Source organism: Rothia sp. HMSC068E02, assembly GCF_001813565.1.
Taxonomy (GTDB): Bacteria; Actinomycetota; Actinomycetes; order Actinomycetales; family Micrococcaceae; genus Rothia.
This window is the reverse complement of the sequence record NZ_KV812862.1, coordinates 1-25,622: the sequence shown is the minus strand read 5'-3', so window position 1 is coordinate 25,622 and position 25,622 is coordinate 1. Positions and strand designations below refer to the sequence as shown.

The following is a 25,622-nucleotide window of genomic DNA, read 5'->3' as shown; positions in this document are numbered from 1 at the left end:
CTCCTGCTGCCCCTCACGAACCCTATCTGGGCTGCCCGGCATGGCGGCGGGGTGCGGCGGCGAGGTGTGCTGGCGGGCGTGGGACTAGGCGGAATGTTAACTGTGGTGTGAGCGTGGTAAATTACGCTGGTTTTGGCGCCGAATACGCGGTTTCGGTGTGCGTGAACGGGTTACAATGGGTGAGTTCAACACCTAACTTTCGCACCTTGCGCGCCGAAGTCGCCGCGAAAGTGACTCTAACTCACGAGAAAGAAGGTTCCGATGGAACTCGACGTCACTATTGAAATTCCCCGCGGCTCCCGCGTGAAGTACGAAGTGGACCACGAGACCGGCCGCCTGCGCCTGGACCGTGTGCTGTTCACCTCCATGCAGTACCCCACCGCTTACGGTTACTTCGAGAACACCCTGGGTGAGGACGGCGACCCGCTGGACGCAATGCTGATCCTGGACGTTGACGTTGTTCCCGGCGTGCTGGTTGAGTCCCGCCCGGTCGCAGTGTTCAACATGACCGATGAGGCTGGCGGCGACGCTAAGGTTCTGTGCGTTCCCACCGACAAGCGTTACGACCACATCAAGTCCCTGGCTGATGTTCCGGAGCAGCTGAAGGCTGAGATTCAGCACTTCTTCGAGCGTTACAAGGACCTGGAGCCCGGCAAGTGGGTTAAGGGCGAGGGCTGGGAAGACCTGGCTGCTGCTGAGAAGATGGTCCAGGAGGCTATTGACCGTTTCGCAGCTGAGGGTCACTAAGCTGCCGCACCGTTAGGTGCACCCGGTTTTGGAGGGGGCGTGTTCCCCGTGTCTGGTTCGTGCGATTTTTCGTGCGTGCTGGAGGCGGTGGGCACGCCCCCTTTTGTTGTTGTGTCTTTCGCCGCATCCGCCTGCACGCCAGGTGTAGTTGATTGCGCAGGGTGCAGGTTCTGAGTATGGTCAAAGAAATTCACTCTTCTTCCAATCTCACACCTTTCACCGAGGATAGAAAAATGAAGAAAAACCTTTCGACCCGGGGCGCGGCGGCACTGTTGGCACTGGCTATGGGCTTCATGGGTCAGGGCGTGGCCCAGGCTGCGCATATTGATCCGAAACCTGCACCGCCTACTGAAGAACCCAAGGCTAATGTCAACTGTTTCGAAATGTACGGCGAATACGGCAGGAACGCTATGAACAGTTGGCAGTGGGCGGAGTGTACCGGCCTGATTACGAAGAAGCAGGTTGTTGGGCTGGCCCGAATCAGTGAAGATAAGTTGCCGAACGGGGTCATGACCATTTCGCGTGGTCGCTTGCTGGAGTACCTGTACCAGCTGGCTGGCTCACCCGAGGTGAAGAACCTGCCGGAGAAGTCCCCGTACACCGACCTAACTCCGGGCGATGCGCGCTATAAGGTTGCTATCTGGGCAACCCGCGTGGGTTTGACCACCGGTTGGTCTGACGGCTCCTTCCACTATGACACTCCGGCGAGCCGTGGCGCCTACTTTACCTTCCTTTATCGTGCTGCGGGTAGCCCCAAGGTGGCTCTGGAATCTCTGGATAAGGCGAATGCTGTGCGTGCGGAGAAGGGTGCTGCCCCCATTAAGGAGGGTAGTGAGTTGCATCGAGCAATGAGCTGGATGTATCAGCATGCGCTGGCGAAGGGGGAAGAAGTCCGGGCGTATGACACTGGTTTCCTCACTAACGGGTACACGCCGTGGGATTTCAATGAAACACCAGATTTCTATTACGCTTCGTACCGCACTATTTTCACCCCTCTCATGGTTCTTGATTACCATGAAGAGCTGGCACCGATTGTGGCTCGTCTGCAGTCGCTGTCCTAGTGGCAGGTGAGCGGAGGGCTTGCTGGGGGCGTGTTTCCCGTGTCTGGTTCGTGCGATTTTTCGTGCGTACTGGAGGCGGTGGGCACGCCCCCTTTTGCTGTGCTCCTTGATTGTGTTCGGAGGTTCCTTGGAAGGACATGTGTAACCGAACTATTCTTCGGAAAACAGCCTCGGAGGGCTTCTTGGGGTGCTAATATGGGCATATTACGAAGAATAGTTCGTATAATCTGAGGTTCTGTAGCGGTGAGGAGGGGACATCCATGGCATTCGACGCAACGGGGTTCGCACAGGAATTTGGTGCGCAGGTTCGCGCCGTCCGCAAGTACGAAAAAATCACCCAAATGGAGTTGGCGTGGATGGTCGGGCTCAGCGATAAAACAATCCGCGATATTGAGCGTGGGTTGCCCGGCCCGTCAATTGGTGCGGTCCTCAAAGTCGCCCAAGAGCTCGGTATCGAGCTGGCTATCACCAACCCCCTCACCTAACCCCTCCCGCACACCTATATAAAGGAACCACCATGCAGAATGGACGCGCAGGACGCCTGCACCCCGCCGTCGGCACTGCCCGCCGCCACCTCGCCGCCGCCCTCGAAAAGCTCCTCGGCGCCGGAAGTATCAAAGCCACCGGACGCTCCCGCACCGCCTCCACTGCGGACGCCGCCGATCTACCCCTGCTCCTGGTCGCCTGCAGCGGCGGCCCCGACTCCCTCGCCCTGGCGGCAATTGCCGCGCACTTCGCCCGCCGCGGCGACGTGCGCGTAGGCGCCATCATCGTCGACCACGGCCTGCAAGAAGACTCCGCCGCAGTCGCCGCGCAGACCGCGCAGACCCTCACCGACCTGGGGCTTCACCCCGTCATCACCGAAAAAGTGCAGGTTCCCGTCGGGAACATGGGCCCCGAAATGGCGGCGCGCACCGCCCGCTACACCGCCTTCACGAAAGCCGTCGAAGCCACCGGCGCCCGCGCCGTACTACTCGGCCACACCCTCGACGACCAGGCAGAAACCGTGCTACTCGGCCTAAGCCGCGGCTCCGGCACACGCTCCCTTGCCGGTATGCCGCCCGTACGCGTCGAAAGGGGCGTCACCTACCTGCGTCCCTTCCTCGGTCTGCGCCGCACCGACATGCTCGACATCTGCGATGCCGAAACCCTCACCCCCTGGATCGACCCGACCAACACCGACGAAACCCTCATGCGTGCCCGTATCCGCCACAGTGTGCTGCCCTACCTGGAGGAGCACCTCGGCGGGGACGTCGCCCGCTCCCTGGCGCGCACCGCCGCGGTGGCCGGCCCCGATGCCGAATACCTCGACGAGCAGGCACAGGTAGTCTACGAGCAGGCGCTCCTACCCGCCGGAACCACCGTGCGTGGCATCGAACGTGAGGACGCCGTGCTACTGGACCGTGCGCAGGTGGCGGCGCTACACCCGGCGCTTCGATTGCGTGTGCTTGCGACCGCCTGCAAGACCGCCGGGGGAGAGAACCCCGGCTTCGAGCGACTGCAGGCGCTGGACTCTTTCACCGCCGAATACGCGGTAGCTGGGCCCGTTCAGATGCCCGGTCACGTGAGCGCGTACCGCCGCCGCAAAATTGTGCATCCGGCAACCGGTGAACGCCTGGACGTGCTCGTATTAGTGCCAACTCGACCCTAACTAGGTGCCCAGCTAGATGCCCGCGGAGCATCCTCAGCACACACTATCTGCGTGGTGAGGTGCGCCGCGGCGCCGTTTTAAGCCATACTTAAGGCGAACACCATCCACATTGTCCGCTGTGGGAAGGCATGAAACCCCCGCACCCGGGGCCCCCGGCGGAGGCGCAGAGCGTCTAAAAGAATACGAAGGAATACATCGTGCAGGCTATCGACGTGCAGGACGATATCAAGAACGTTCTCTTCAGCAAGGAAGAGATTAACGCGAAGGTCGCCGAACTGGCGGCGCGCATCGACGAAGACTACGCCGGTAAGGACGTGCTGTTGGTGGGTGTTCTCAAGGGCGCCATCATGATCATGGCTGACCTTTCCCGCGCTCTCAAGGGCCACTACACCATGGATTGGATGGCTGTTTCTTCTTACGGTTCCGGCACCAAGTCCTCCGGCGTTGTGCGTATCCTCAAGGACCTGGACACCGACCTGGTGGGCCGCAACGTCCTGATCGTTGAAGACATCATTGACTCCGGCCTGACCCTGGCATGGCTGCAGCAGAACCTGATTTCTCGCGGCGCAGCTTCCGTTGAGATTTGCACCCTGCTGCGCAAGCCCAAGGTCGTCAAGGCTGACGTTGAGGTCAAGTACGTCGGCTGGGACATCGAGCCCGAGTTCGTCGTTGGTTACGGCCTGGACTTCGCTGAGAAGTACCGCAACCTGGACTGCGTCGCAACCCTGCACCCGCACGTTTACTCCTAAGCCTTCACCTCAGCAACCCTGCTGTAGGTGGTTACGCCCCGCCTCCTCACGCTTGTGGGGGAGCGGGGCGTTGCTGTACCCGCCGGTGGATGTACGTGGAGGCGGATGTACCCGCCGCGGAAGATGCACTTTCACCCCCGCCGAGTGCTACAACCCTTTAGCCCGCAGGTGAAATAGAGAAGCCCGGTACCTAGCCGCCCGCCGGGGTAGGGTACATTTAAGGTTGCATCGTTGGGTGTTCCGGCTGGCATGCCGCAACCCCCGATGGGTTACAGCCGCAACGTAAGGACAAAGCATTGGCGCAAACCCCCAATACTCCGCAGAAAGGCTCGGAGGGCTTCCTGAAGAAGCTGATTAACGGCCCCTGGTTCTGGCCGGGTGCAGCTCTCGTAATCATGCTGGCTTTCCTCATGGCCTCCTTCTTCACTCAGCCCTCGCGTCAGGTGGACACCAACGTGGGTCTTCAGCTGCTCAACGACCACCAGGTCAAGAGCGCAAAGATCTACGACGGCGACCAGCGCGTCGAGCTGCAGCTTAAGGACGACTACAAGAAGGGCAACGACAACTACGGTAAGTCGGTGCGCTTCTACTACGTGCAGCCCCGCGGCGACGAAGTTGCTAAGGCAATGGAATCCGCCGAGCTGGAAAGCTACACGGACCAGCCGGTTGAGCACAGCTTCCTGGGCTCCCTGGTGTCCCTGCTCCTGCCGATTCTGATCTTTGGTGCGCTCTTCTGGTTCCTGATGGGACGAGTCGGAGGCGGCTCCTCCGTCATGAGCTTCTCCAAGTCCCGCGCGAAGAAGTTCACCAAGGACAAGCCGGATGTGCGCTTCAGCGACGTTGCCGGCGTGGACGAGGCGCTCGCCGAACTGGAAGAAGTCCGCGAGTTCCTGGCTGAACCCGAAAAGTTCACCCGCCTGGGTGCAAAGATCCCCAAGGGCGTGCTACTGTACGGCCCTCCCGGCACCGGTAAAACCCTGCTCGCCAAGGCTGTGGCGGGCGAGGCTGGCGTGCCGTTCTACTCGATTTCTGGCTCTGACTTCGTTGAAATGTTCGTGGGTGTGGGTGCGTCCCGCGTGCGCGACCTGTTCAAGGAAGCGAAGAGCGACCCCGCCGCCATCGTCTTCGTCGACGAGATTGACGCTGTTGGCCGCCGCCGCGGCGTCGGCATGGGCGGCGGTAATGACGAGCGTGAGCAGACCCTGAACCAGCTGCTGGTTGAGATGGACGGCTTCGACGGCAACTCGAACGTCATCGTCATTGCGGCAACGAACCGACCCGACGTTCTGGACCCGGCGCTGCTGCGTCCCGGCCGTTTTGACCGTCAGATTGGTGTGGACGCCCCCGACATGCAGGGCCGCGAACACATCCTGCGCGTTCACGCCGCAGGCAAGCCAATCGCTAACACCGTTGACCTGGCTCAGGTTGCTAAGCGCACCCCCGGCTTCACCGGTGCTGACCTGGCGAACGTCATGAATGAGGCGGCTCTGCTGACCGCCCGCGATAACGGCAACGTGATTGACGACCGCGCTATCGACGAGGCGATTGACCGCGTCATGGCTGGTCCGCAGCGTTCCTCGCGCATCATGAACGAGCACGAGCGTAAGGTCACCGCATACCACGAGGGCGGTCACGCCCTGGTCGCGGCGGCACTGCGTAACTCCGCGCCGGTCACCAAGATTACGATTCTTCCGCGCGGCCGCGCCCTGGGTTACACCATGGTCATGCCGCAGGACGACAAGTACTCCACGACCCGCCACGAACTGCTCGACCAGATGGCGTACGCGATGGGTGGCCGTGCGGCTGAGGAAATCGTCTTCCACGATCCCTCGACCGGTGCCTCTAACGATATTCAGAAGGCAACCGACACCGCCCGCAAGATGGTCACCGACTACGGCATGAGCGCCGTGATCGGTTCCGTGAAGCTCGGCGGCGAAGACACCGAACCGTTCCTCGGTGGTGGCGGCGCTTCGGCACGCAACTACTCCGACGCAACCGCGGCGAAGGTCGACGCTGAGATTCGTGCCCTGCTGGAGCAGGCGCACGACGAGGCATTCCAGATTCTGCTGGAAAACCGCGATATTCTGGACCGCCTGGCGTTCGCCCTGCTCGAGAAGGAAACCCTGCTCGAGAACGAGATTGCCGAAATCTTCAAGGATATTCGCAAGCGCCCCGAGCGTGAGTACTGGTACTCCAAGCCGACCCGCGAGCGTACCGACATCCCGCCGGTGAAGGCACCGAGCGAGCTGGCGAAGGAAGCCGAAAAGTCTGAGGAAGCACCTGCCGAGGCGCCGACTGTTCCGGTAGCACCGGCTGCACCCGCGCAGCAGGCCCCGGTAGCACCTACGCAGCCGTTGCCGCCTCAGGTGCCCCTCAGCGACCCGGACGCCGACCCGACCGTCGCAATGCCCACCCAGCAGTACCCGAACTACCCCGCCCCTCCGGCACATCGCCCGGAGAGCGGCACCCCGAATCAGAATGGAGCAGAGAATGAGCGAGGCTAAGAACGCTGTTGACCAGCCGCGTATTGAGGCTGCCGTCCGCGAGATTCTGCTCGCGATTGGTGAGGACCCGGACCGTGACGGTCTGCAGCAGACCCCTGCACGTGTGGCGCGTGCCTACGCGGAATTCTTCTCGGGTCTGCACCAGGATGCCGGCGAGATTCTGGGTACGACCTTCGACATTGCCCACTCTGAGATGGTGCTGGTGAAGGACATCCCGTTCTACTCGACCTGTGAGCACCACCTGGTGCCGTTCCACGGTGTGGCGCATGTGGGTTACATTCCGGGCCCGGACGGTAAGGTGACCGGTCTGAGCAAGCTCGCCCGCGTGGTGGATTTGTACGCTCGCCGCCCGCAGGTGCAGGAGCGTCTGACTACGCAGGTGGTGGAGGCTCTGGAGGAGCATCTGAACCCGCGCGGCGCGATTGTGGTGATTGAGGCTGAGCACATGTGCATGTCGATGCGCGGTGTGCGTAAGCCGGGCGCGAAGACCGTGACCAGCGCGGTGCGCGGTGCGCTGATGAACGGCGCAACCCGTGCGGAGGCGATGAGCCTGATCTTCTCGCAGCGCTAAGCGCATGCAATGAGCATATAGCTATACGCCAGGGGGCAGGATTCTAAGGAATCCTGCCCCCTTGCGCTATACCCCTGCGCTGTGCGGTCGCATGTGTTGGGCCGCATGACGAGTGCCCTTGCGTAGAGGGCGTCATCAGCTGTAGAGTAGTACCACTAGTACCGGCACCACTCCTTCGGGAGTACAGGACCGGTCTTCTTTTTGTTAACGCTACGTACAGTGCTCTTCACGTACCGTTGTTGATGAATATATGACTGTTCCTCTCCTCATCAGGAGCGAAAATAACCGTGGCCGGTTCCGCCCATCAGGGGTCTGGAGCCGGTCATCGTTTTTAAACGATGACCTTAGTAAGACAGAGATGACTTACATGCCGTGTAGTTATACCCTTAATATCCTTATATTGATATTATTAAAGAGTTCCGATGATGAAATGATATCAAGCGATGGATAGTGCATGTCTTCAATCGTAAAGCCATTTAAAACATATGAACAGCAGGTTGGAATCTTGCGGCAGCGAGGTATGCTCGTAGGTTCTCAGGAACATGCCGTTCACGTCCTTGAGCGTGTTAGTTACTACCGTCTGAGTGGTTACTACTATTCGTTCCGGCGACCGGCAGGAAGTGGGCGGCGCTCGGATACTTTCATGCCCGGAACTGTCTTTGAAGATATCGTGGCCCTGTATGAATATGACCGTAATCTTCGGTCTATTGCGTTTTCGTACTTCTCGCAGTTTGAGGTGTATTTGCGGTCCCGCCTAGGGAATTTACTGGGGGAAGTAGACCCTCTCATATACGAGGATGAAGCCCGGTGTGATCTTCAAGGTAGTAAAAGGCGCACTGCTTGGAATAGATTCACGAGAAAAAGCGAACAACTTATTCGTACTTCTGAGGAAGAATTCGTGAAGCATCACCGTGAGCAATACGGCGGGAAGTTGCCTGTGTGGGTAGTGGTGGAAGTTCTAGATTTAGGGGCTCTGCAGAATCTGTATTTGGTCTCCCCGCCAAATATTCGGCGAGATATCGCGAAAGCCCTGGGGTGTACTGACCCCCAACTGGAAACCTGGATTAACTCGCTGCGGGTAATGCGCAATATTTGTGCGCATCAAAGTAGGTTCTACAATAAGCTGCACCCAGAGCCTCGCTTACCGCGTGTGTTGAGAGGTGGAAGAGTTGAGAGCCCTGAAATCCGTGAGGTTGTTGACCTATTTGGTGTGCCACAGGCTGAAGAGAACCATAAGATGTGTAAAACCTTCGGCATGCTCACCCTCCTCAAATATCTGATGGACCAGGGTGGAATCGGGGATACGGAATCTCTAACGCAGATTCTGAAGGAACGTCCTAATATTTCCGTTCCTGGAGTTGATATCTCGCGTGCTATGGGTATACCGCGAGGTTGGGAAGAAACCCGTTTGTGGAGCTAAAATCTTCACTGCTTATAGACACGCTGAAAGGGGCGGAGGTGAAAACCTCCGCCCCTTTTTCGCATAGCCAAAGTGCTCTGAGAATGTATTCTGAGCCGGTACCTTCCGCGGCTGTGGCAGCGCCGGTAGTGCCGCACCGCAGAAGCTAGAAGAGCCCCGCCGCTAACGCTGCAGGCTACCCTTCGCCTCGCTCGGATTATCCCAGCCCAGGGCAAGAGTCGCAATCAAGCCCACGGCAATGAAACCGCAACCGGTCGCGGTGCCGAAAGCAATCCAGCGCACGGCGGGAGCACCTTCAGCAAGCACAATAGTCACCAGCGCGGCAAGAGCCACCAGGGAAAGGATCCAAGCTCCAGTCTTCATATTCACAACGAGTCACTTCCTAGAGTATGTATGTGTGGGTGCGCGCCACCGACCGGGAACGCGCCAGGCACGGTATGCGTGCCCTCCCAGCATACCCTTAAATAAGTATCTGTAATGCAAATATTGCATGTTGTGTCCCCAAAATCGTCCCGTCGCTGTCCCAACCCCCGCCTCAATCCCCCTTCCAATCACAGCGGCAAACATGGGAGCACCACAGATTCGGTACGATAAATTTATGACTGAATCCACACACACCACCCGTGTAGCCCCTCTGCCCTGCGACGCGCTCGCCGCCGAACGCACCCTCGTGATGGGCATCCTCAACGTCACCCCCGACTCCTTCAGCGACGGCGGCCAGCACTACGCCGCCACCGACGCCATCGCCCGCGCCGCCCGCATGATTGCCGAGGGCGCCTCCATTATCGACATTGGCGGTGAGTCCACCCGCCCCGGTGCCGTGCGCATCAGCGTGGAGGAGGAGCAGCGCCGCATCCTGCCCGTCATCGAGGCAGTCGCGCAGATGGGCACCACCATCAGCGTTGACACCATGAACCCGCAGACCGCTCGCGCCGCCATTGCCGCCGGTGCGCACATCATCAACGATGTGTCCGGTCTGAACGTGAGCAATGAAATGATTGAAACCGCCGCTGAACTGCAGGTGCCGTACATCCTCATGCACGCCCGCGGCACCTCCCAGACCATGGACAGCCTGGCGGAGTACCCGCGCGGCGTGGTCACCGAGGTTGTGGAGGAGCTGACCGATCTGCGTGAGCGTTTCCTTGCCGCCGGTGTGCTGCCGCAGAACCTGATTCTTGACCTGGGTCTGGGCTTTGCGAAGGGCGGCATGCAGGACTGGGAGCTGCTCGCCGCCCTTGACGAGCTACAGGGCTTGGGCCACCGCCTGCTCATTGCTGGTTCCCGCAAGCGTTTTATCGCGAACGCCCTCACGGCGGCGGATATGGCGCTGGCTGAGCGCCTGAACGCGAGCGGCTTCACCGCAACCGATGCGGGCGAGGCGGAACGCGAACTGTGGCAGTCGCTGTCGGAGCCGCGCCCGGCTGAGCACCGTGCGGCAGCCTCCGCGGCGGTGACCGCCCTGGTGGCGGCGCGCGGCGTGTGGGCGGTGCGCGTGCACGACGTGCCCGCCAGCGTGGATGCGGTGACGGTCGCCTCCGCGCTGCGCTCCGTAAGCTAAGGCTCTGCCAGCTAGAACCACTACCCACAACCTCCGACTACCCGAATACCCTCTAGGAGACCCCCCCCAATGACCCAGGCAGATTACGCCCACCGCGACCGCATCACCCTCACCGGCATTACGGCCAAGGGCTACCACGGCGTGCTCGACTTTGAGAAGCGCGACGGCCAGCCCTTCGTCGTGGACGCGACCCTGTACAGTGATTTTTCCGCCGCAGCCGCCACGGATGACCTGACGAAGACCACGAACTACGCGCTCGTGGTTGACCTGATTCACCGCCACGTGACGAACGGTTCGCTGGACCTGATTGAGACCCTTGCGGTGAACATTGCCGAGGGTATCCTTGCGATGTTTGAGCTTGTGGAGGCGGCGGAGATTACCGTATCGAAGCCGCAGGCGCCGATTGAGTTGCCGTTCGGTAACGTTGCGGTGAGCGTGTTCCGTGAGCGTGCCGCGGAGCGTGTCGTGGAGGGCGGCCGCTAGTGGCTGGCACCCAGACAACCGATACGCAGAAGCCCAACACCCTGAAACACCGCGCGGTGCTGGCGTTGGGCTCGAATCTGGGCGAAAGCGAAGACACCCTGGAGCGTGCCGTCGCCGACCTGGTGGCGGGCGGCGTGCAGCTGGTGCGCGCCTCCGGGCTGTACCGTACCGCCCCGGTGGGTGGCCCGGTGGGTCAGCCGGATTTCGTGAACGCGGTCATTGAGGTGGCCACTGACCTGGGCGCCTACGAGCTGCTGAAGCTGTGTAATGCGGTGGAGGCGGCGCATCACCGTGAGCGCCTGGTGCGTTGGGGCCCGCGCACCCTCGATATTGACGTGATTGACTATGACGGCGTGATCTCTGAGGATCCGGTGCTGACTTTGCCGCATCCGCGGGCGCAGGAGCGTGCTTTCGTGCTGGTGCCGTGGGCGCAGATGGACCCGCAGGCACACTTGACGGTGACCCGGCGTGCGGAGCCTTCGGGGGAGCGGCCGGATGAGGTTCCTGCGCCGCTGAGCCGCGAGGTCGTGAACGTTGCGGAGCTGTCCCGCACGCTGCTTGGGGCGGATGAAGACGCTATCAGCTATATGCGTGAGATGCAGGTACCTGATCAGCCTTAAATGTGGCACTCTGGAAGGTAGAGGAACCTACCGAAAGGAAACACCATGAAGCCCCTGAGTTATCGGGCGATTATTGTGGCGGCTGTGTGCGGTGCCGCTGCCGCTCTTATGGTGAATTCCGTGATGATTGGCGCCGGTTTTGGTGAGATGAATTTTTCGTGGATGCTCGGCGCGGTGTGCCTGCTGGTTGCGGCGGGTGCCGTGTGGCTGGGTGTGCAGGTGGCTCGTTATCGTCGTATTCAGACGCGTGAGAAGGTGCCGCATATGGGCCCGATTCTTGCGGCGCGTGCGGTGGCGTATGCGCAGGGTTCCATCATGACCGGTGCCCTCTTGACGGGCTGGTGCGCTGCGATTCTTGGTTACCATGTGGCGATGGTGTCTGCGCGCGGTTTTTCGGTGGTCTTTTGGGAGGTCCTTGTTAATTGTGTGGGCAGTGTTGCCCTGCTGATTGCTGGGCTATGGGCTCAGCATTGTTGTCGTATTCCGCCGGAGGATGATGAGGATGCGGCCTCCTCTTCCGGTGCTGTAAAGCCGCGAGAGGGAGGAACCTATGTCGGCTCCTAACCAGAATAGTTATTCGCCAAATGGTCGGTACGGGCAGGACGCTCAGAACGGCCAATACGGTCAGTATGGGCAGAGTCAGCCCGGTCAGCCCGGTCAGCAGGGTCAGTACGGGCAGAACCAGTATGGGCAGTACCAGCAGGCGGCTTACGGTCAGCCTGGTGCCCAGCATGGACAGCAAACCCAGCATGACCAGCAGGCGCAGTATGGACAGCAAGCACAGTACGGTCAGCAGGTTCCGCCGGCTGCCGCGTACCCGAACGCGCCTCAGCAGGCACCTTCTCAGCCTGCGCAGCCGGTAAGCCCCCAGCCGGTTACCTCGCAGCCCGTGCCGGAGCCGCAGTGGGTGCCCGCCGCCTCCGGCTACCTGACGGTTCGTTTTGTTCACACTATTTCTGCTTTGGTGTTCCCGATTCTTGCGGGTGCGGCTTTGTATTGTGCGGGTGCGTTCTTTGGCGGCCCGGAGGTGCTACGCATCGTCGGCCTGGTGGTGGTCGCGGTGTTTGGTCTGTGGGGTCTGTGGTGGATTCTGACCACTCCGCGCCGTACTCGCGCGCTCGGCTACGCGCTGGAGTCGAATCATCTGATGGCTCGCCGCGGTATCGTGTTCCGTTCGATGAGCTCTATGCCGTACGGGCGCATCCAGTATGTTGATGTGGATTCTGGTCCGCTGGAGCGCATGTGCGGTGTTGCCCGCCTGACGGTGCGCACGGCGGGTACGACCACCGGCACGATGGTGCTGTTCGGTATTCCGCTGAACGTGGCGGAGGAGCTGCGTGCGGATCTGGTGCGCCGCGCCGATGAGCGAATGGCGGCACTCTAATGAGTACCCCGGTTCCGAATAATAACGCCCCGAACTCTCAGGAGCAGAAGTGGTGGCGTGCCGATATTCGCACGTTCATCATGAACCTCTGGTTCATTATTCTGTTGGCGTTTGGTTTCTTCCAGAGCATTATCCTGAATATTTTGACCACCCCGCCGAACGAGTGGGGCGCGCGCCTGACGCAGGCATTTGATGAGAACAGCAGCTACTTCAGCGCAACGTACTCGCAGCTTATAGGCTTCGCCGTGCTCGTGCTGATTCTGGTTGCTGGCTCGATTGACTGGTGGTTTACCCGCTACAGCCTGGACGATTTGGCGATTCACCGCCGTAGCGGTTTTCTGTTCAAGAAGAACCGCACGATTCGCCTGGAGAGCGTGCAGAGCGTGGACATTTCGCGTCCTCTGGTGGCGCGCCTGCTGGGTGTGTCGGAGCTTCGTTTTGAGGTGGCTGACGGCTCTTCGGAGGCGCTGCACATCAAGTACGTTTCCGCCCGCAAGGCGGAGGTTCTGCGCCGTACCGCGATGGCGAGCATCAACCTGTTGCGTTCGGAGGCGGCGGGCCGCCCGGTCGACGTGCTGCCCGAGAGCATGCAGATTTCGGCGGAGCGCATGCCGGACGCGGATCAGCTGCATCAGCCGTTCGAGGCATCTTACGAGGCGTCCTATGGTGCGCCCATACAGAGCGGCACCCAGCCCACTAATCAGCAGATGGCACCTCAGCAGGGCGGCTACTCGCAGCCCGCACCCGAGCAGGGCATCCAGCAGCCCGGCGCATCCCGCCGCGGCGCTCGCATGCCGATGCCGGTCGCGGCTGACCCCTCGCAGCCGCCGATTTTCCGCATCTCGAATGTGCGTCTGATTGCCTCCATCATGCTGGAGCACCTGGTGTGGCTGGTGCCCGCCGTGGCCCTCATGGTTGGCATTGCCGTCTTCGCCGCGATCATGGGTGGCGAGAGCCCGTTCCTGATTTTCATGGCGTTGCTACCCGGCACCTTCGTACCGCTGCTCGGTTACTTGGGTACGTTGTGGGCGCGTTTTGACGGTGCCGCGAACTTCAAAATCACCCCCAGCGGTCAGGGTGGCGTGACCCTGCGCTACGGTTTCACCGGCACGCACACCCAGAACGTGATGGTTGAGCGTATTCAGGCACTCGCCGTGGAGCAGTCCATCCTGTGGCGTGCGTTCGGCTGGTACCGCATCAAGATGACCATTGCCGGTATTGGTGTTGAGCAGAACGATAACCAGAAGCTGGTGACCCGCAATATTGCCCTGCCGGTTGGTAATAGGCAGGAGGCACTGATGGTGTTGCGTCTGCTTCTGCCCGCCCTGGATGAGTTGCAGGCGCAGGTGCTGCTGGATACCGCCGACGGTTCGCTGAAGCGTCAGCAGCCGCAGGTTCCGGCAATGATTGTGACGCCCTCTTCGGCGCGTTGGATGGACCCGCTCACCTGGAAGCGTAACGGCGTGACCACGGTCGGTTACACTGCCGGTTCGGCGCGGGCGACCACCCGCATTGATTCTGATGCCGCGCGGGCGATCGTTGGTGAGCATACGCGGGGCGACCTGCTGCTGATTCGTGGCGGCTACTTTATCCGCACGCTGTCGATTGTTCCGGTCAGCCGTGTGCTGAGCGTGAGCCGAGGTCAGGGTCCGCTGCAGCGTGCCTTCGGATGCGCGAGTGTGCATTTCGGTACGGTGCCCGGCCCGGTGCGCACGCTCATGATGCACTTGCCGCCGCGTGTCTGCGAGGACCTGGTGTGGTTGATGACGGTTCGGCTGGAGGGTATTGAGCCTTACTACCGCGTACCGGTGATGAGTGGGCGTCCCTAAGCCAGTCCGTCAGTTGAGCTTCCCCGCCGGGTTAGCGGGCAGCAAAACTGCAGATCGCGCCCTGCCGTCAGTGTTCTTCGTGACACCGACGGCAGGGGCTGCGTAAAAGGGAGAATATACTTAAAGCCGTGATACAGCATTCAAAACCTGCGCGTTTAGGCATTGGAATTATTTCCGCCGGGAGGGTCGGATCCGTCCTCGGTGCGGCTTTGCGCGCCTGTGAGCACACTATTGTGGGCGTTCACGCGGTGTCTGAGGCTTCTCAGGAGCGCGCCGCGATGCTGCTTCCCGATGTGCCGCTGCTGCCGGTGGAGCAGATTGCTGAGCGTAGCGAATTGCTGATTCTTGCGGTTCCCGATGATGAGCTGCCGGGCCTCGTCACCTACCTGGCGTCCTCGGGAAGTATTACCGCCGGTCAGATTCTGGTGCACACCTCCGGCCGTCACGGCACTGAGGTTCTGGCACCGGCGACCGCGCTGGGCGCTATCGGTTTGGCGATTCACCCCGCCATGACGTTTACCGGCATGTCCGTGGACCTGCAGCGCCTGAACGGCACCTGCTTCGCCGTGACCGGGCCTGCACCGTTCATCCCGATTGCTCAGGCACTCGTGGTGGAGATGGGCGGTGAACCCGTGCACGTTGCCGAGGCCGACCGAGCGCTCTACCACGCCGCTCTAGCGCACGCCGCGAACCACCTCGTGACCATCCTGGGTCAGTCCCAGCAGATGCTCGCCTCCATCGGTATTGAGGACCCGGCACGCTACATGGGGCCGCTCGTGCGAGCCGCCGTGGACAATGCGCTCGCCAGCGGTGAGGGTGCTCTCACCGGGCCCGTGGCACGCGGAGACGCCGGCACCGTGAAGGCTCACCTTCAGGCTCTGAATGAGTACTCAGAGCATGAGAAAACAGGTGATATTACAGACTCTTATGCCGCTCTGGCACACGCAACCGCAAAAAGAGCGCATAATAGAGGTTTGTTAAACGATGAACAACTGGGACGAATTGAGAATCTGCTGGGTGAGTCTTCGGACCGCAACCACCCCGGCGATATTGATGATTCAGCCCCCGAAAACAAGGAGTTCTCGTCATGACTGAGACTTCGATGCCCCGAGTCGTGACCACCATTGCGGATTTCCGCACGGCAATCACCGAATCCCTTGCCGCAGCGCAGGAAGAACTGGACCGGGCAGCCCGCCAGGAGGCGGAGCAGAACGGCACCGCAGTTCAGTACAAGAACGCATCCCTGGGCTACGTGCCCACCATGGGCGCCCTGCACGACGGCCACGCAACCCTGTTGCGTCGCGCCGCTGAACAGAACGATGTAGTGGTCGCCTCCATTTTCGTGAACCCGCTGCAGTTTGGCCCCGGCGAGGATTACGAAGCATACCCGCGCACCCTGGAGGCAGACGCTGCCCTGGCTGGTGCCGCCGGTGTTGACATTATTTTTGCCCCCGAGGTTGAAGAGATGTACCCCGACGGTGACCCGCTCATCCGCATTTCGAGCGGCGAGCTGGGCACCAAGTTTGAGGGTGCGACCCGTCCGGGCCACTTTGATGGCGTGCTGGCCGTGGTCAATAAGTTCTTCAACATTATTCGCCCCGCAGCCGGTAACCACCCGGTGAATGCGTACTTCGGTCAGAAGGACGCTCAGCAGTACATCCTGATTCAGCGTATGGTGCGCGATTTCAACCACGACGTGACCATGCGCCCTGTGGCGATTGTTCGCGAAGATAACGGCCTGGCGCTGTCTTCGCGTAATAGCTACCTGTCGGATGAGGAGCGCGAGTCTGCCCTGGTGCTGTCCCGCACCCTGGCGATGCTGCGTGAGAATTCGCTGAACCGTGGCTTCCACGAGATTGATTTGGACGGTGCGCGTGAGCGTATCAACTCCACTCCGGGTGTGCGCCTTGACTACCTGGAACTGGTCGACCCGATGACTTTCGGTGAGCCGACTGAGGAGTCGGAGCGAGTGCTGGCACTGGTTGCTGCGTTCGTTGGCCCGACCCGCCTGATTGACAACATGGACCTGCGCTAAGCGTTCGTTCGTTTAGAAGAGTCCCCAACACACTACACAGATAGGTATCACTGTGAGCACTGAGCACACTGCCGCACCGGCGATTGCTGATATGTCCGAGCAGATGCAGATTCGCCTGGAAAAGCGTGCGAAGCTGATCGAGTCGGGTCGCGAGGCATACCCGGTGGGTCTGCTGGATTCTGAGGGTAACCGCGTGGAGCCCAACCACATTGAGGATCTGCGCGCCGAGTACGATCCGAAGCTGGCTGCTGAGGAGCTGAAGGCTGGCGACGAGACTGACCGTGTGGTGCATGTTGGTGGCCGCGTGGTGTTCGTCCGTAACACCGGTAAGCTGTGCTTTGCGACCCTGCAGGGTGGTACCGAGGGTAAGCGCATCCAGGCGATGCTGTCGCTGGCTGAGGTTGGCGAGGAGTCCCTGGCTGAGTGGAAGTCCCTGGTTGACCTGGGTGACCACGTGTTCGTGACCGGCCGCGTGATTGTTTCTCGCCGCGGTGAGCTGTCCATTATGGTGACTGACTGGAAGATGGCGTCGAAGGCGCTGCGCCCCATGCCGGTTCTGCACAAGGACCTGAACGAGGAAACCCGCGTTCGCCAGCGTTACCTGGACCTGATGGTTCGCGATGAGGCTCGCGAGCTGGTGAAGAAGCGAGCCCTGATTACCCGCACCGTCCGCCGCGTGCTGGAAGATCACGGCTACATTGAGGTTGAGACCCCCGTTCTGCAGCTGGTGCACGGTGGCGCGACGGCTCGCCCGTTCCGCACCCACCTGAACGCTTTTGACCAGCCGATGACCATGCGTATTGCGACCGAGCTGCCGCTCAAGCGTGCAGTGGTTGGTGGCATTGACCGCGTGTACGAGATTGGTCGCGTGTTCCGTAACGAGGGTGTGGACTCGACCCACAGCCCCGAGTTCACCACCCTGGAGTGCTACGAGACGTATGCTGACCAGTTTGTGATGGCTGAGCGCATGAAGGAGATTATCCAAAGCTGCGCGAAGGCTGTCGGTACCGAGCGTATTGAGACTGAGAACGGCACCATTGACCTGTTCGGTGAGTGGAAGTGGGTTGGCGTGTACCCGGGCCTGTCTGAGGCTGTGGGCGTTGAGATCACCCCCGAGACTGACGCTTCGGTTCTGCGTGAGATCGCTGAGAAGCATGAGGTGGACATCGACCCGAAGTGGGACGCTGAGAAGCTGGTGACCGAGCTCTTCGGTGAGATTGTTGAGCCGACCCTGGTGAACCCGACTTTCGTGTACGATTACCCGCCGAGCGCTCAGCCGCTGGCGCGTCCGCACCGTTCCGGTGAGCCGCTGATTGAGGCGTGGGACCTGATTATTGGCGGTATGGAGCGCGGTACTGCGTTCTCCGAGCTGATTGACCCGGTTATTCAGCGTGAGCGCCTGACCGCTCAGTCGCTGCTGGCTGCTGCCGGTGATGACGAGGCGATGGAGCTGGATGAGGACTTCCTGCGCGCCCTGGAGCACGGTGCACCCCCGATGGGTGGCCTGGGTCTGGGTATTGACCGTCTGATTATGCTGCTGGCGGGCGATCAGGATCCGGAGCGTCCGGGTACTGTGGTGCGTCAGCCCGGTATTCGTGAGACTATTCTCTTCCCCTTGATGAAGCCGGAAGCCTAAGCTTTAGCTTCGCCTTGAGAGGCGATAATGCGGCGGGTGCCGCGGATACGGTGTGTATCTGCGGCACCCGCCGTTTTTGCGTGCACTCTTTTGCACGGTGTATAGCTCCCGAGGTGGGATTTTCTGTTTATTTGCACAAGTCAGGGGCTTTTTTCGGTGCTTTTTTGTTCTATTCTGGTGCTGATTTATGCTGCTCTATTCGTTCTGGTGGGGGTTTCTGCTCTTATGCATGAACGCGTTACATAGAAAATAATGAGGGGTTGGGAGATAGCAGAATTTCGCTTTTGAATAGAGCTGAAATGTATGGTGCGAATGGTCTAATGTGCAGGCTCGTGCGGGCGCTATATTTCACTCAGATTGTCGGGGACGCCGGGGTACATTATTAGGTGTCTTTGTCTCTGGGGGGCTGTGTCTGCTGCCTGGAAGAATCCAAAGTATTTGCACTCTAAACTTCACTTTAATGTTCTTGTAGCGAGTGCAGATTTAGCGGGGATGCACAGAAGCGATATATCGCTGCGGGTGATTGGTGCATTGTTTCAATGCTCAGAATATTTTCGGAATTTTTAATACAGTTCTGTTACTATATGAAAGAAAATTAGTACATAAATATATCCGGCACATTATTTTCTCAATCCCGATAGAGGCTTTTGAGTTTACTCCACAGGATATATGCAACAGATGAGGAGGTGCCTCAATGGCACAGAAGGTTCGCATCATCCTTGAAGACGATCTCGACGGCGGCCCCGCAGACGAAACTATCCGTTTTGGCCTGGACGGCGCTCACTACGAAATCGATCTGTCCTCCGCAAACGCAGCTCGCCTGCGTGACGCTATCCGCCCCTTCGTAGCGAAGTCCCGCCGCGTGCAGGGCACCGCTACCCAGCGCACCCGTGCTCCCCGTGGCACCGCTGCTCCGGTTAAGCGCAACCCCGAGACCGCAGCAATCCGCGAATGGGCTAAGGCTAACGGTCACAAGGTTTCTGACCGTGGCCGCATCCACCAGGATGTTCAGGACGCATACTACGAAGCAATGAAGGCTCAGGGCTAAAGGCTCTCAGTATTCACGTTGTCGGAGGGTTTAGTGCTTTAGGGTTCTAATCCTCCGGGCGCTAAAGGCGGATGGTGTTCTCACTGTCCGCCTTTAGTTTTGCCCCGGTATTTCTTGATATGAGTTGCATATCTGCTGGGGGTGGTGGGGTGTTTTTATATCACCCACCCCAATTAACTATTTACATGTAAAATATATTGATCCTTTGCTGATGCCCGCTTCTGAATTATTAGGAGGAAGATCCGAGAATCGGATGCGCAATATGGTGTCGAGTTCAGGCTCCCCATTTAGATTTCATGCATCGGCAGGAACACTAAAGGTAATGGTGCATTAATCTCTTCAAAGCGGGGGATATGCACTGTGATATTCATGCGATCGTTGCGTTGGGTATTCCATCGAAGGGGCTGGAATGTACTGACTGAAATTTTCGAATAATTGGGAGCCCTGCATCTTCGGTGGGGCTTTCAGAACTTACGGATTATCTCTTGATGGGGCGCCGAAATGATGCGGGAATTATCCGGAAAATAAGCGCCGCGTTATCCGGCAAATATTTTTTGCGAATTATTGAAATTTCTCACTTAAACATATAAATTTTTAAAAATTTCTGCAATATATTCATGCACGTGCAGGAAACAAGCGGTTTAGGTGTTGGTCTATGTGGGTTCTTGTGTGTTCGCCCCTCCCGCAAACCCTCGTATCGGCACCGTAGACCCTCGGAACCCACTTGTAGCACCTGTCCGCGGTACATCCGACGGCAATATGCGCACACTCTGCACAGGAAACCCCGGGAAAAGCAGCCAACCCCGGGAAAAGCAGCTAGGACCGGCAAAAGTAGCTAGCCCCGGCAAAAACAGCTGGCCTCGGGAGAAGCAGTCAGCACCGACAAAAACAGCTAGCACCGACCTGGCGGCACCCATCCACCTTCAGGTAGGCTCACCTGCGTGAGCTAGACCCCTCAAAACTACCCCTGCACCCCGCCAGAAGCCCCGAAACCGCGCCTAAAACGCCCCGAACAGCTCATCTGTTCTCTTGATGGCGAACAGACGCCCATCAGCCCGCCCTTTCAGCCGCGCTCAACGTACTCTTGTATCAATAGGAAAATGCAAGGAGTGCGTAAATGTTTGAACGCTTTACCGATCGAGCTCGGCGTGTTGTGGTGCTTGCCCAGGAAGAGGCACGCATGCTCAACCACAACTATATCGGTACCGAACACCTTCTGCTCGGTCTGATTCACGAGGGCGAAGGCATCGGTGCCCGCGCCCTGGAATCATTGGGCGTTACCCTGAACGCAGTACGTGAGCAGGTTCAGGACATCGTCGGCCCCGGCCCCCAGGCGCCTAACGGCCATATCCCCTTCACCCCGCGTGCGAAGAAGGTTCTCGAACTGTCCATGCGCGAGGCTATTCAGCTGAACCACGGCTACATCGGCACCGAACACATCCTGCTGGGCATGGTTCGTGCAAACGAGGGCGTGGCAAACCAGGTGCTGGTCAAGCTGGGCGCTGAGCCCGCTGCCGTGCGCCAGGCTGTTATGGACCTGATTTCCGGCTACCCCGGTAACAACTCTGGCGATAAGGAAACCGCCGGCGTGGGTGCAGGTAACTCTCGCGAAGGCACTCCCGCGGGTTCGACCATCCTGGATCAGTTCGGCCGCAACCTCACCGCAGCAGCGCGTGAGGGCGAGCTGGACCCGGTCATCGGCCGCCACAAGGAGATGGAACGCGTCATGCAGGTCCTCTCCCGCCGTACTAAGAACAACCCCGTGCTGATTGGTGAGCCCGGCGTCGGTAAGACCGCCGTCGTGGAGGGCCTGGCACAGGCTATCGTGCACGGTGACGTTCCCGAAACCCTCAAGGACAAGCACCTGTACACCCTGGACCTCGGCTCCCTGGTCGCAGGTTCGCGCTACCGCGGTGACTTCGAAGAGCGCCTGAAGAAGGTCCTGAAGGAAATCCGCTCCCGCGGCGACATCATCCTGTTCATTGACGAGATTCACACCCTCGTTGGTGCAGGTGCCGCAGAGGGCGCGATTGACGCTGCCTCCATCCTCAAGCCCATGCTGGCTCGAGGCGAACTGCAGACCATCGGTGCAACCACCCTGGACGAATACCGCAAGCACATTGAGAAGGACGCCGCTCTGGAGCGCCGCTTCCAGCCGATTCAGGTTGAGGAGCCCTCTCAGGAGCTTGCCGTGCAAATCCTCAAGGGTGTGCGCGATAAGTACGAGGCGCACCACCGCGTCACCATTACCGACGAGGCCATTGAGACTGCCGTGAACCTTGCGGCACGCTACATCTCTGACCGCTTCCTGCCGGATAAGGCTGTCGACCTGATTGACGAGGCGGGCGCACGTCTGCGCATCAAGCGCATGACCGCACCCCCGGAAATCAAGCTGCTCGACGAGAAGGCAGCCAAGTTGCGCCAGCAGAAGGAAGACGCCATCAACTCCCAGGATTACGAGAAGGCCGCAGGCCTGCGTGATCAGGAGCAGAAGGTCCTGGCTGAGAAGGAAGAAGCCGAGAAGGCATGGCGCGAAGGCGGCGACGCATTCGGCACCGTGACCCCCGAGGTTATTTCTGAGGTTCTGGCCGCTTCCACCGGTGTTCCGGTCTACAAGATCACCGAGGAAGAGTCCAGCCGCCTGCTGACCATGGAGCAGGAGCTCCACAAGCGCGTTATCGGCCAGGAGCACGCTATTGCGGCACTGTCCCGCGCTATCCGCCGTACCCGCGCAGGTCTGAAGGACCCGCGCCGCCCCGGTGGTTCGTTCATCTTCGCCGGCCCGACCGGTGTGGGTAAGACCGAGCTTGCCAAGGCACTTGCCGAGTTCCTGTTCGGCGATGAGGATTCGCTCATCACCCTGGATATGTCCGAGTACCAGGAGAAGCACACCGTCTCCCGTCTGTTCGGTGCGCCTCCCGGCTACGTTGGCTACGATGAGGGCGGCCAGCTGACCGAGAAGGTCCGCCGCAAGCCCTTCTCCGTGGTCCTGTTCGACGAGGTGGAGAAGGCTCACGCCGACCTGTTCAACTCGCTGCTGCAGATCCTGGAAGACGGTCGCCTGACCGACTCGCAGGGTCGCGTGGTGGACTTCAAGAACACCGTCATCATCATGACCACCAACCTGGGCTCGCGTGACGTGAACCGCCGCATCCCGGTCGGTTTCCAGGCGATGGACGACACCGCAGCCGACTACGAGCGCATGCAGGCACGCGTGATGGAGAACCTCAAGGAGCACTTCCGCCCCGAGTTCCTCAACCGCGTGGATGACATTATCGTCTTCCCGCAGCTCTCCGAGTCTGAGATTCTGCAGATTGTGGACCTGTTCGTGGGTCGCCTGGCTAAGCGCCTGGCGGAGCAGGATATGTCCATTGAGCTGACCAACGCTGCGAAGGTCCTCATGGCGGCTAAGGGTTACGACCCGTCCATGGGTGCTCGTCCGCTGCGCCGTGAGATGCAGCGCAACATTGAGGACGCCCTGTCTGAGAAGATCCTCTTCGGCGACATCAAGCCCGGTGAGAAGATCACCGTGGACGTTGAGGGCGAGGGCGACTCCGCGAAGTTCGTCTTCTCTTCTCAGCCGATGAAGGAGCTGGCTCTGGACTCGGTGCAGGAGCTGAACGAGGATGCCGCAGAGGCTCCCGCAGCTGAGGCACCTGCTGCTGAAGGTCAGGGCAATGACTAAGCTCTGGAATAAGTCCTAGGTAACTAGGCTTAGCGCACTAAACGCCTGAGGGGCGGTACCGAAATTATCCGGTACCGCCCCTCAGGCGTTTCTATTATAAGCCCCAGGAGCCGCCAGGAGCCTTTCTGCGGCAGGTACTAGAGCGAGACGAGCACTGCACCACCCTGGGCGACTTCGCGTGCCAGAGAGTCCGCCAGAAGCCCTGCGTAGCAGCGCTGCAGCTGCTCGGCGGCGGGGGAGAGCGCATACAGCGCCTTGAGTGGGCGGTGCACCGCGGCGGGTGCATCAGCCGGGAACGCAAAGTCAGGGGAAGCCGTATCGCTAGCCGCAGCTACACCCGCGCTCAAAATCAGCTCGCGTTCCACCGGCTCATGCGCCGCACGCAACACCGCCATGACCGCCCCGCGCACCTGGCGGTCCGTGCCGTGCCAGCTCTGACCCTTGGGGGTGTAGTCCGCCTCCGGCTTGCCCGCCGCAACCCAGGCGCACAGATCCTCCACCGGGCACAGTTCGCAGGTCGGGGACTTTGCCGTGCAGACCAGCGCACCGAGCTCCATGGTCGCCGCATTCCACAGGCAGGAGGTGGGGGTATCGGCGGGCATGAGCGCCTCCGCCAGGCGAGTCTCAGCCGCCGTCAACGAACGCGAGGGTAGCGCCTTACCGGATACCGCGCGCGCGTGCACGCGGCGGATATTCGTATCAATCACCGTCGCGCGTAGACCGAATGCGAACACGCTAATCGCCGCCGCCGTGTAGGAGCCCACGCCCGGCAGAGCCAGTAGCGCCTCGTAGTCGGCGGGAACCTCTCCGCCGTGCTGCTCCACAATCGCCACAGCGGCACCGTGCAGACGCTGCGCGCGGCGCGGGTAACCCAGGCGGCCCCAGGCGCGCACCGCCTCCGAGGCGGGCTCGGCGGCAAGGTCGGCGGGGGTGGGCCAGCGGAGCATCCACTCCTCCCACACGGGTAGAACGCGCTTGACGGGGGTCTGCTGCAGCATAAACTCGCTGACCATTACGCCCCAGGGGGTGCATTCGTCACGACGCCACGGCAAATCGCGTGCCTGGTCGAGGAACCACTGGTTAATGCGTTGGTGAAGCGCTTCAACATTGGTTCCTTCGGGGAGGTGCTGAGTAGGGGTGGATGCTTCTGTGGTCATCCGAAAAGCCTACGCCACAGGGCATATATTCCCAAAACTGCATGAACAGAGTTCACTGTGATTCTCAGGGTTAAACCCGGTATCCTTAAGAGTATGTCTGAAAATGGTCCCGTTCTGCCTCCCGAAGTCTACCGCCGCCGTCGCATCGTGGCGGTTATTGCTCTGCTCGCTATTATTCTGCTGCTGGTTGCCGGCGTGACCTCCATGGTCGGCATGATTAACGGCAAGAAGGAGGCTACCGTAGCCTCCACCGCGACGGCTTCCGGTGCACCCTTCCAGAGCTTCAGTGCTCGCCCCTCCGAAACTGCTTCGGCAACCCCGTCCGCTAGCGCGACTGCCTCGGCTAGCGCTACTGCTTCGGCAACCCCCTCGGTGACCGCTTCTGCGGCACCCACTGCAAGCGCGACCACCGCTACCCCCGTAGCAACCCCGACCACGCCCGCGCCGACTCCGACTACCCCCGCACCCTCGGTGACCACTGCGGCTGCTGTTGCGGCGTGCACCGCGAACGACCTGAAGGTGACCGTCACCCCCGCGAAGCGTACCTTCGCGGCCGGTGAGCAGGTGTCCTTCCACGTGACCTACACGAACTCCTCGAAGACCCCCTGCGCTGTGGGTGGCGAGGGCGCGAACACCGGCGTGGACCTGAACATCACCTCCGGTGCGGCTCAGGTGTACACCCGCAGCCTGTGCGCGGCGACCGCCGTTCAGAAGTCTGAGGTGGCCGCAGGTGCCGAGGGCGCAACCGACCTGGCGTGGGACCGTAAGATCAACGTGCTGGGTTGCTCCTCCGCTTCGACCGCTCAGAAGGGATCTTACTGGGCGACTGCCACGGTGAATGGTGTGACTTCGGCTCAGGTGAACTTTGTGATTCAGTAGTTCACTTCTATAGTTTTCGCCCGTGAATGGGCACGCAAAAGCCCCCGTGCTGGATATGAACTGCCTCCCGTTTCTTGGACAACGAAAATAAAGTCCAAGAAACAGGAGGCTTTTCATGTCTATAAATCTGGGAATGAGACACGATCGTCTGCTTCGGAAACAGGCAGCGCAAATGTTTGAGAAAGGATTAGGCTATGGTTTAACCGCCAAAAGGCTTGGTATGTCTGCCGCGACTGTGAGAGAGTGGCAGAAAATGTACCACGTCATCGGGAAGGACGGGCTTCTTGCCATGGGAGTAAAGCACACCAAATACGACTATGAGACCAAGGTCGCCGCAGCGGCGGCTGTGGTTGACGGTGGGATGAGTAAGCCTGAAGCGATGATGCGCTTCGGTATTGCAAGCGCAACACCGTTAAAGCAGTGGTGCAGGCTATACCGTGAAGGCGGTGCGCAGGCGCTTAAGCCTAAACCTAAGGGCAGGCCGAAGGGGTCGGTGCGGGCGGTGCCGCCAACGCGTGAGGAGGAACTTGCCGAGCGTGTGCGCAAGCTTGAGGCGCAGGTGGCGTACCTCAAAAAATCGATTGCCCTGAAGGCGCAGAAGCGCT

23 protein-coding genes are annotated in these 25,622 nt (G+C 60.2%); 21 read left to right on the top strand and 2 right to left on the bottom strand.

Annotation, left to right across the window (positions count from 1 at the left end; translation table 11 throughout):
• The first annotated feature begins 261 nt into the window (after window positions 1–261).
• The 8 genes from ppa (at window position 262) to HMPREF2919_RS00080 (ending at window position 8,703) form a co-directional block, all read left to right on the top strand.
• Window positions 262–747: an inorganic diphosphatase gene (gene ppa, locus HMPREF2919_RS00115; RefSeq protein WP_005504328.1), complete on the top strand. Its 486-nt coding sequence runs from the start codon at window positions 262–264 to the stop codon at window positions 745–747.
• A gap of 233 nt (window positions 748–980) precedes the next feature.
• Window positions 981–1,808: an S-layer homology domain-containing protein gene (locus tag HMPREF2919_RS00110; RefSeq protein ID WP_070665583.1), complete on the top strand. Its 828-nt coding sequence runs from the start codon at window positions 981–983 to the stop codon at window positions 1,806–1,808.
• A 260-nt stretch (window positions 1,809–2,068) separates the two neighbouring features.
• Entirely contained in the window at window positions 2,069–2,293 is a 225-nt protein-coding gene (locus HMPREF2919_RS00105) for a helix-turn-helix domain-containing protein (protein ID WP_005504337.1), read from the top strand.
• A 32-nt stretch (window positions 2,294–2,325) separates the two neighbouring features.
• Window positions 2,326–3,459, top strand: a complete 1,134-nt coding sequence (tilS, locus tag HMPREF2919_RS00100; protein WP_070634653.1) for a tRNA lysidine(34) synthetase TilS — start codon at window positions 2,326–2,328, stop codon at window positions 3,457–3,459.
• A gap of 197 nt (window positions 3,460–3,656) precedes the next feature.
• Window positions 3,657–4,208, top strand: a complete 552-nt coding sequence (hpt, locus tag HMPREF2919_RS00095; RefSeq protein ID WP_005504342.1) for a hypoxanthine phosphoribosyltransferase — start codon at window positions 3,657–3,659, stop codon at window positions 4,206–4,208.
• Window positions 4,209–4,504: 296 nt separating this feature from the next.
• On the top strand, window positions 4,505–6,712 hold the full coding sequence (ftsH, locus tag HMPREF2919_RS00090) for an ATP-dependent zinc metalloprotease FtsH (RefSeq protein WP_070665580.1): 2,208 nt from the start codon (window positions 4,505–4,507) through the stop codon (window positions 6,710–6,712).
• Entirely contained in the window at window positions 6,699–7,283 is a 585-nt protein-coding gene (gene folE / locus HMPREF2919_RS00085) for a GTP cyclohydrolase I FolE (protein ID WP_005507626.1), read from the top strand. Before ftsH ends, folE begins: the two co-directional genes overlap by 14 nt.
• A gap of 454 nt (window positions 7,284–7,737) precedes the next feature.
• On the top strand, window positions 7,738–8,703 hold the full coding sequence (locus HMPREF2919_RS00080; protein WP_049340464.1) for an Abi family protein: 966 nt from the start codon (window positions 7,738–7,740) through the stop codon (window positions 8,701–8,703).
• A 162-nt stretch (window positions 8,704–8,865) separates the two neighbouring features.
• Here the strand turns inward: HMPREF2919_RS00080 and HMPREF2919_RS00075 are convergent, their stop codons facing one another.
• On the bottom strand, window positions 8,866–9,066 hold the full coding sequence (locus HMPREF2919_RS00075) for a hypothetical protein (protein ID WP_371325813.1): 201 nt from the start codon (window positions 9,064–9,066) through the stop codon (window positions 8,866–8,868).
• A gap of 235 nt (window positions 9,067–9,301) precedes the next feature.
• Here HMPREF2919_RS00075 and folP point away from each other — a divergent pair, with 235 nt between their 5' ends.
• The 11 genes from folP (at window position 9,302) to HMPREF2919_RS00020 (ending at window position 22,981) form a co-directional block, all read left to right on the top strand.
• Window positions 9,302–10,261, top strand: coding sequence for a dihydropteroate synthase (gene folP, locus HMPREF2919_RS00070; RefSeq protein WP_049349891.1), 960 nt, complete (start codon window positions 9,302–9,304; stop codon window positions 10,259–10,261).
• Window positions 10,262–10,330: 69 nt separating this feature from the next.
• On the top strand, window positions 10,331–10,744 hold the full coding sequence (folB, locus tag HMPREF2919_RS00065) for a dihydroneopterin aldolase (RefSeq protein ID WP_012902770.1): 414 nt from the start codon (window positions 10,331–10,333) through the stop codon (window positions 10,742–10,744).
• Window positions 10,744–11,364, top strand: a complete 621-nt coding sequence (gene folK / locus HMPREF2919_RS00060; protein WP_049349892.1) for a 2-amino-4-hydroxy-6-hydroxymethyldihydropteridine diphosphokinase — start codon at window positions 10,744–10,746, stop codon at window positions 11,362–11,364. The genes folB and folK overlap by 1 nt, the downstream gene beginning before the upstream one ends.
• A gap of 45 nt (window positions 11,365–11,409) precedes the next feature.
• Window positions 11,410–11,928, top strand: a complete 519-nt coding sequence (locus HMPREF2919_RS00055; protein ID WP_070665577.1) for a DUF3180 domain-containing protein — start codon at window positions 11,410–11,412, stop codon at window positions 11,926–11,928.
• Window positions 11,915–12,748, top strand: a complete 834-nt coding sequence (locus tag HMPREF2919_RS00050) for a PH domain-containing protein (protein WP_049352733.1) — start codon at window positions 11,915–11,917, stop codon at window positions 12,746–12,748. Before HMPREF2919_RS00055 ends, HMPREF2919_RS00050 begins: the two co-directional genes overlap by 14 nt.
• A complete protein-coding gene (locus HMPREF2919_RS00045; RefSeq protein ID WP_070665574.1) occupies window positions 12,748–14,577 on the top strand; it encodes a PH domain-containing protein in 1,830 nt (609 codons plus the stop codon). The genes HMPREF2919_RS00050 and HMPREF2919_RS00045 overlap by 1 nt, the downstream gene beginning before the upstream one ends.
• A gap of 128 nt (window positions 14,578–14,705) precedes the next feature.
• Window positions 14,706–15,668 (top strand): Rossmann-like and DUF2520 domain-containing protein, encoded by a 963-nt coding sequence (locus HMPREF2919_RS00040; protein ID WP_012902776.1) that lies wholly within the window; start codon window positions 14,706–14,708, stop codon window positions 15,666–15,668.
• Entirely contained in the window at window positions 15,665–16,612 is a 948-nt protein-coding gene (gene panC, locus HMPREF2919_RS00035) for a pantoate--beta-alanine ligase (protein ID WP_049340443.1), read from the top strand. Before HMPREF2919_RS00040 ends, panC begins: the two co-directional genes overlap by 4 nt.
• 52 nt (window positions 16,613–16,664) lie before the next feature.
• Window positions 16,665–18,248 carry a lysine--tRNA ligase gene (gene lysS, locus HMPREF2919_RS00030; protein ID WP_012902779.1) on the top strand — a complete coding sequence of 528 codons (1,584 nt, stop codon included), beginning with the start codon at window positions 16,665–16,667 and terminating at the stop codon, window positions 18,246–18,248.
• A gap of 694 nt (window positions 18,249–18,942) precedes the next feature.
• A complete protein-coding gene (locus HMPREF2919_RS00025; protein WP_012902780.1) occupies window positions 18,943–19,296 on the top strand; it encodes a histone-like nucleoid-structuring protein Lsr2 in 354 nt (117 codons plus the stop codon).
• A 1,117-nt stretch (window positions 19,297–20,413) separates the two neighbouring features.
• Window positions 20,414–22,981, top strand: coding sequence for an ATP-dependent Clp protease ATP-binding subunit (locus tag HMPREF2919_RS00020; RefSeq protein WP_070593062.1), 2,568 nt, complete (start codon window positions 20,414–20,416; stop codon window positions 22,979–22,981).
• A 137-nt stretch (window positions 22,982–23,118) separates the two neighbouring features.
• Here HMPREF2919_RS00020 and HMPREF2919_RS00015 read toward each other — a convergent pair whose 3' ends face one another.
• Window positions 23,119–24,138, bottom strand: a complete 1,020-nt coding sequence (locus HMPREF2919_RS00015) for an HhH-GPD family protein (RefSeq protein WP_070593064.1) — start codon at window positions 24,136–24,138, stop codon at window positions 23,119–23,121.
• A 93-nt stretch (window positions 24,139–24,231) separates the two neighbouring features.
• On the opposite strand from HMPREF2919_RS00015, the gene HMPREF2919_RS00010 reads away from it, so the two are divergent.
• Together HMPREF2919_RS00010 and HMPREF2919_RS00005 are read left to right on the top strand one after the other, a co-directional pair.
• Complete coding sequence (locus HMPREF2919_RS00010; RefSeq protein WP_070593066.1) at window positions 24,232–25,017, top strand: hypothetical protein; 786 nt, start codon at window positions 24,232–24,234, stop codon at window positions 25,015–25,017.
• A 115-nt stretch (window positions 25,018–25,132) separates the two neighbouring features.
• The coding region (locus HMPREF2919_RS00005) for a helix-turn-helix domain-containing protein (protein ID WP_070665570.1) at window positions 25,133–25,622 on the top strand (490 nt) is incomplete at its 3' end.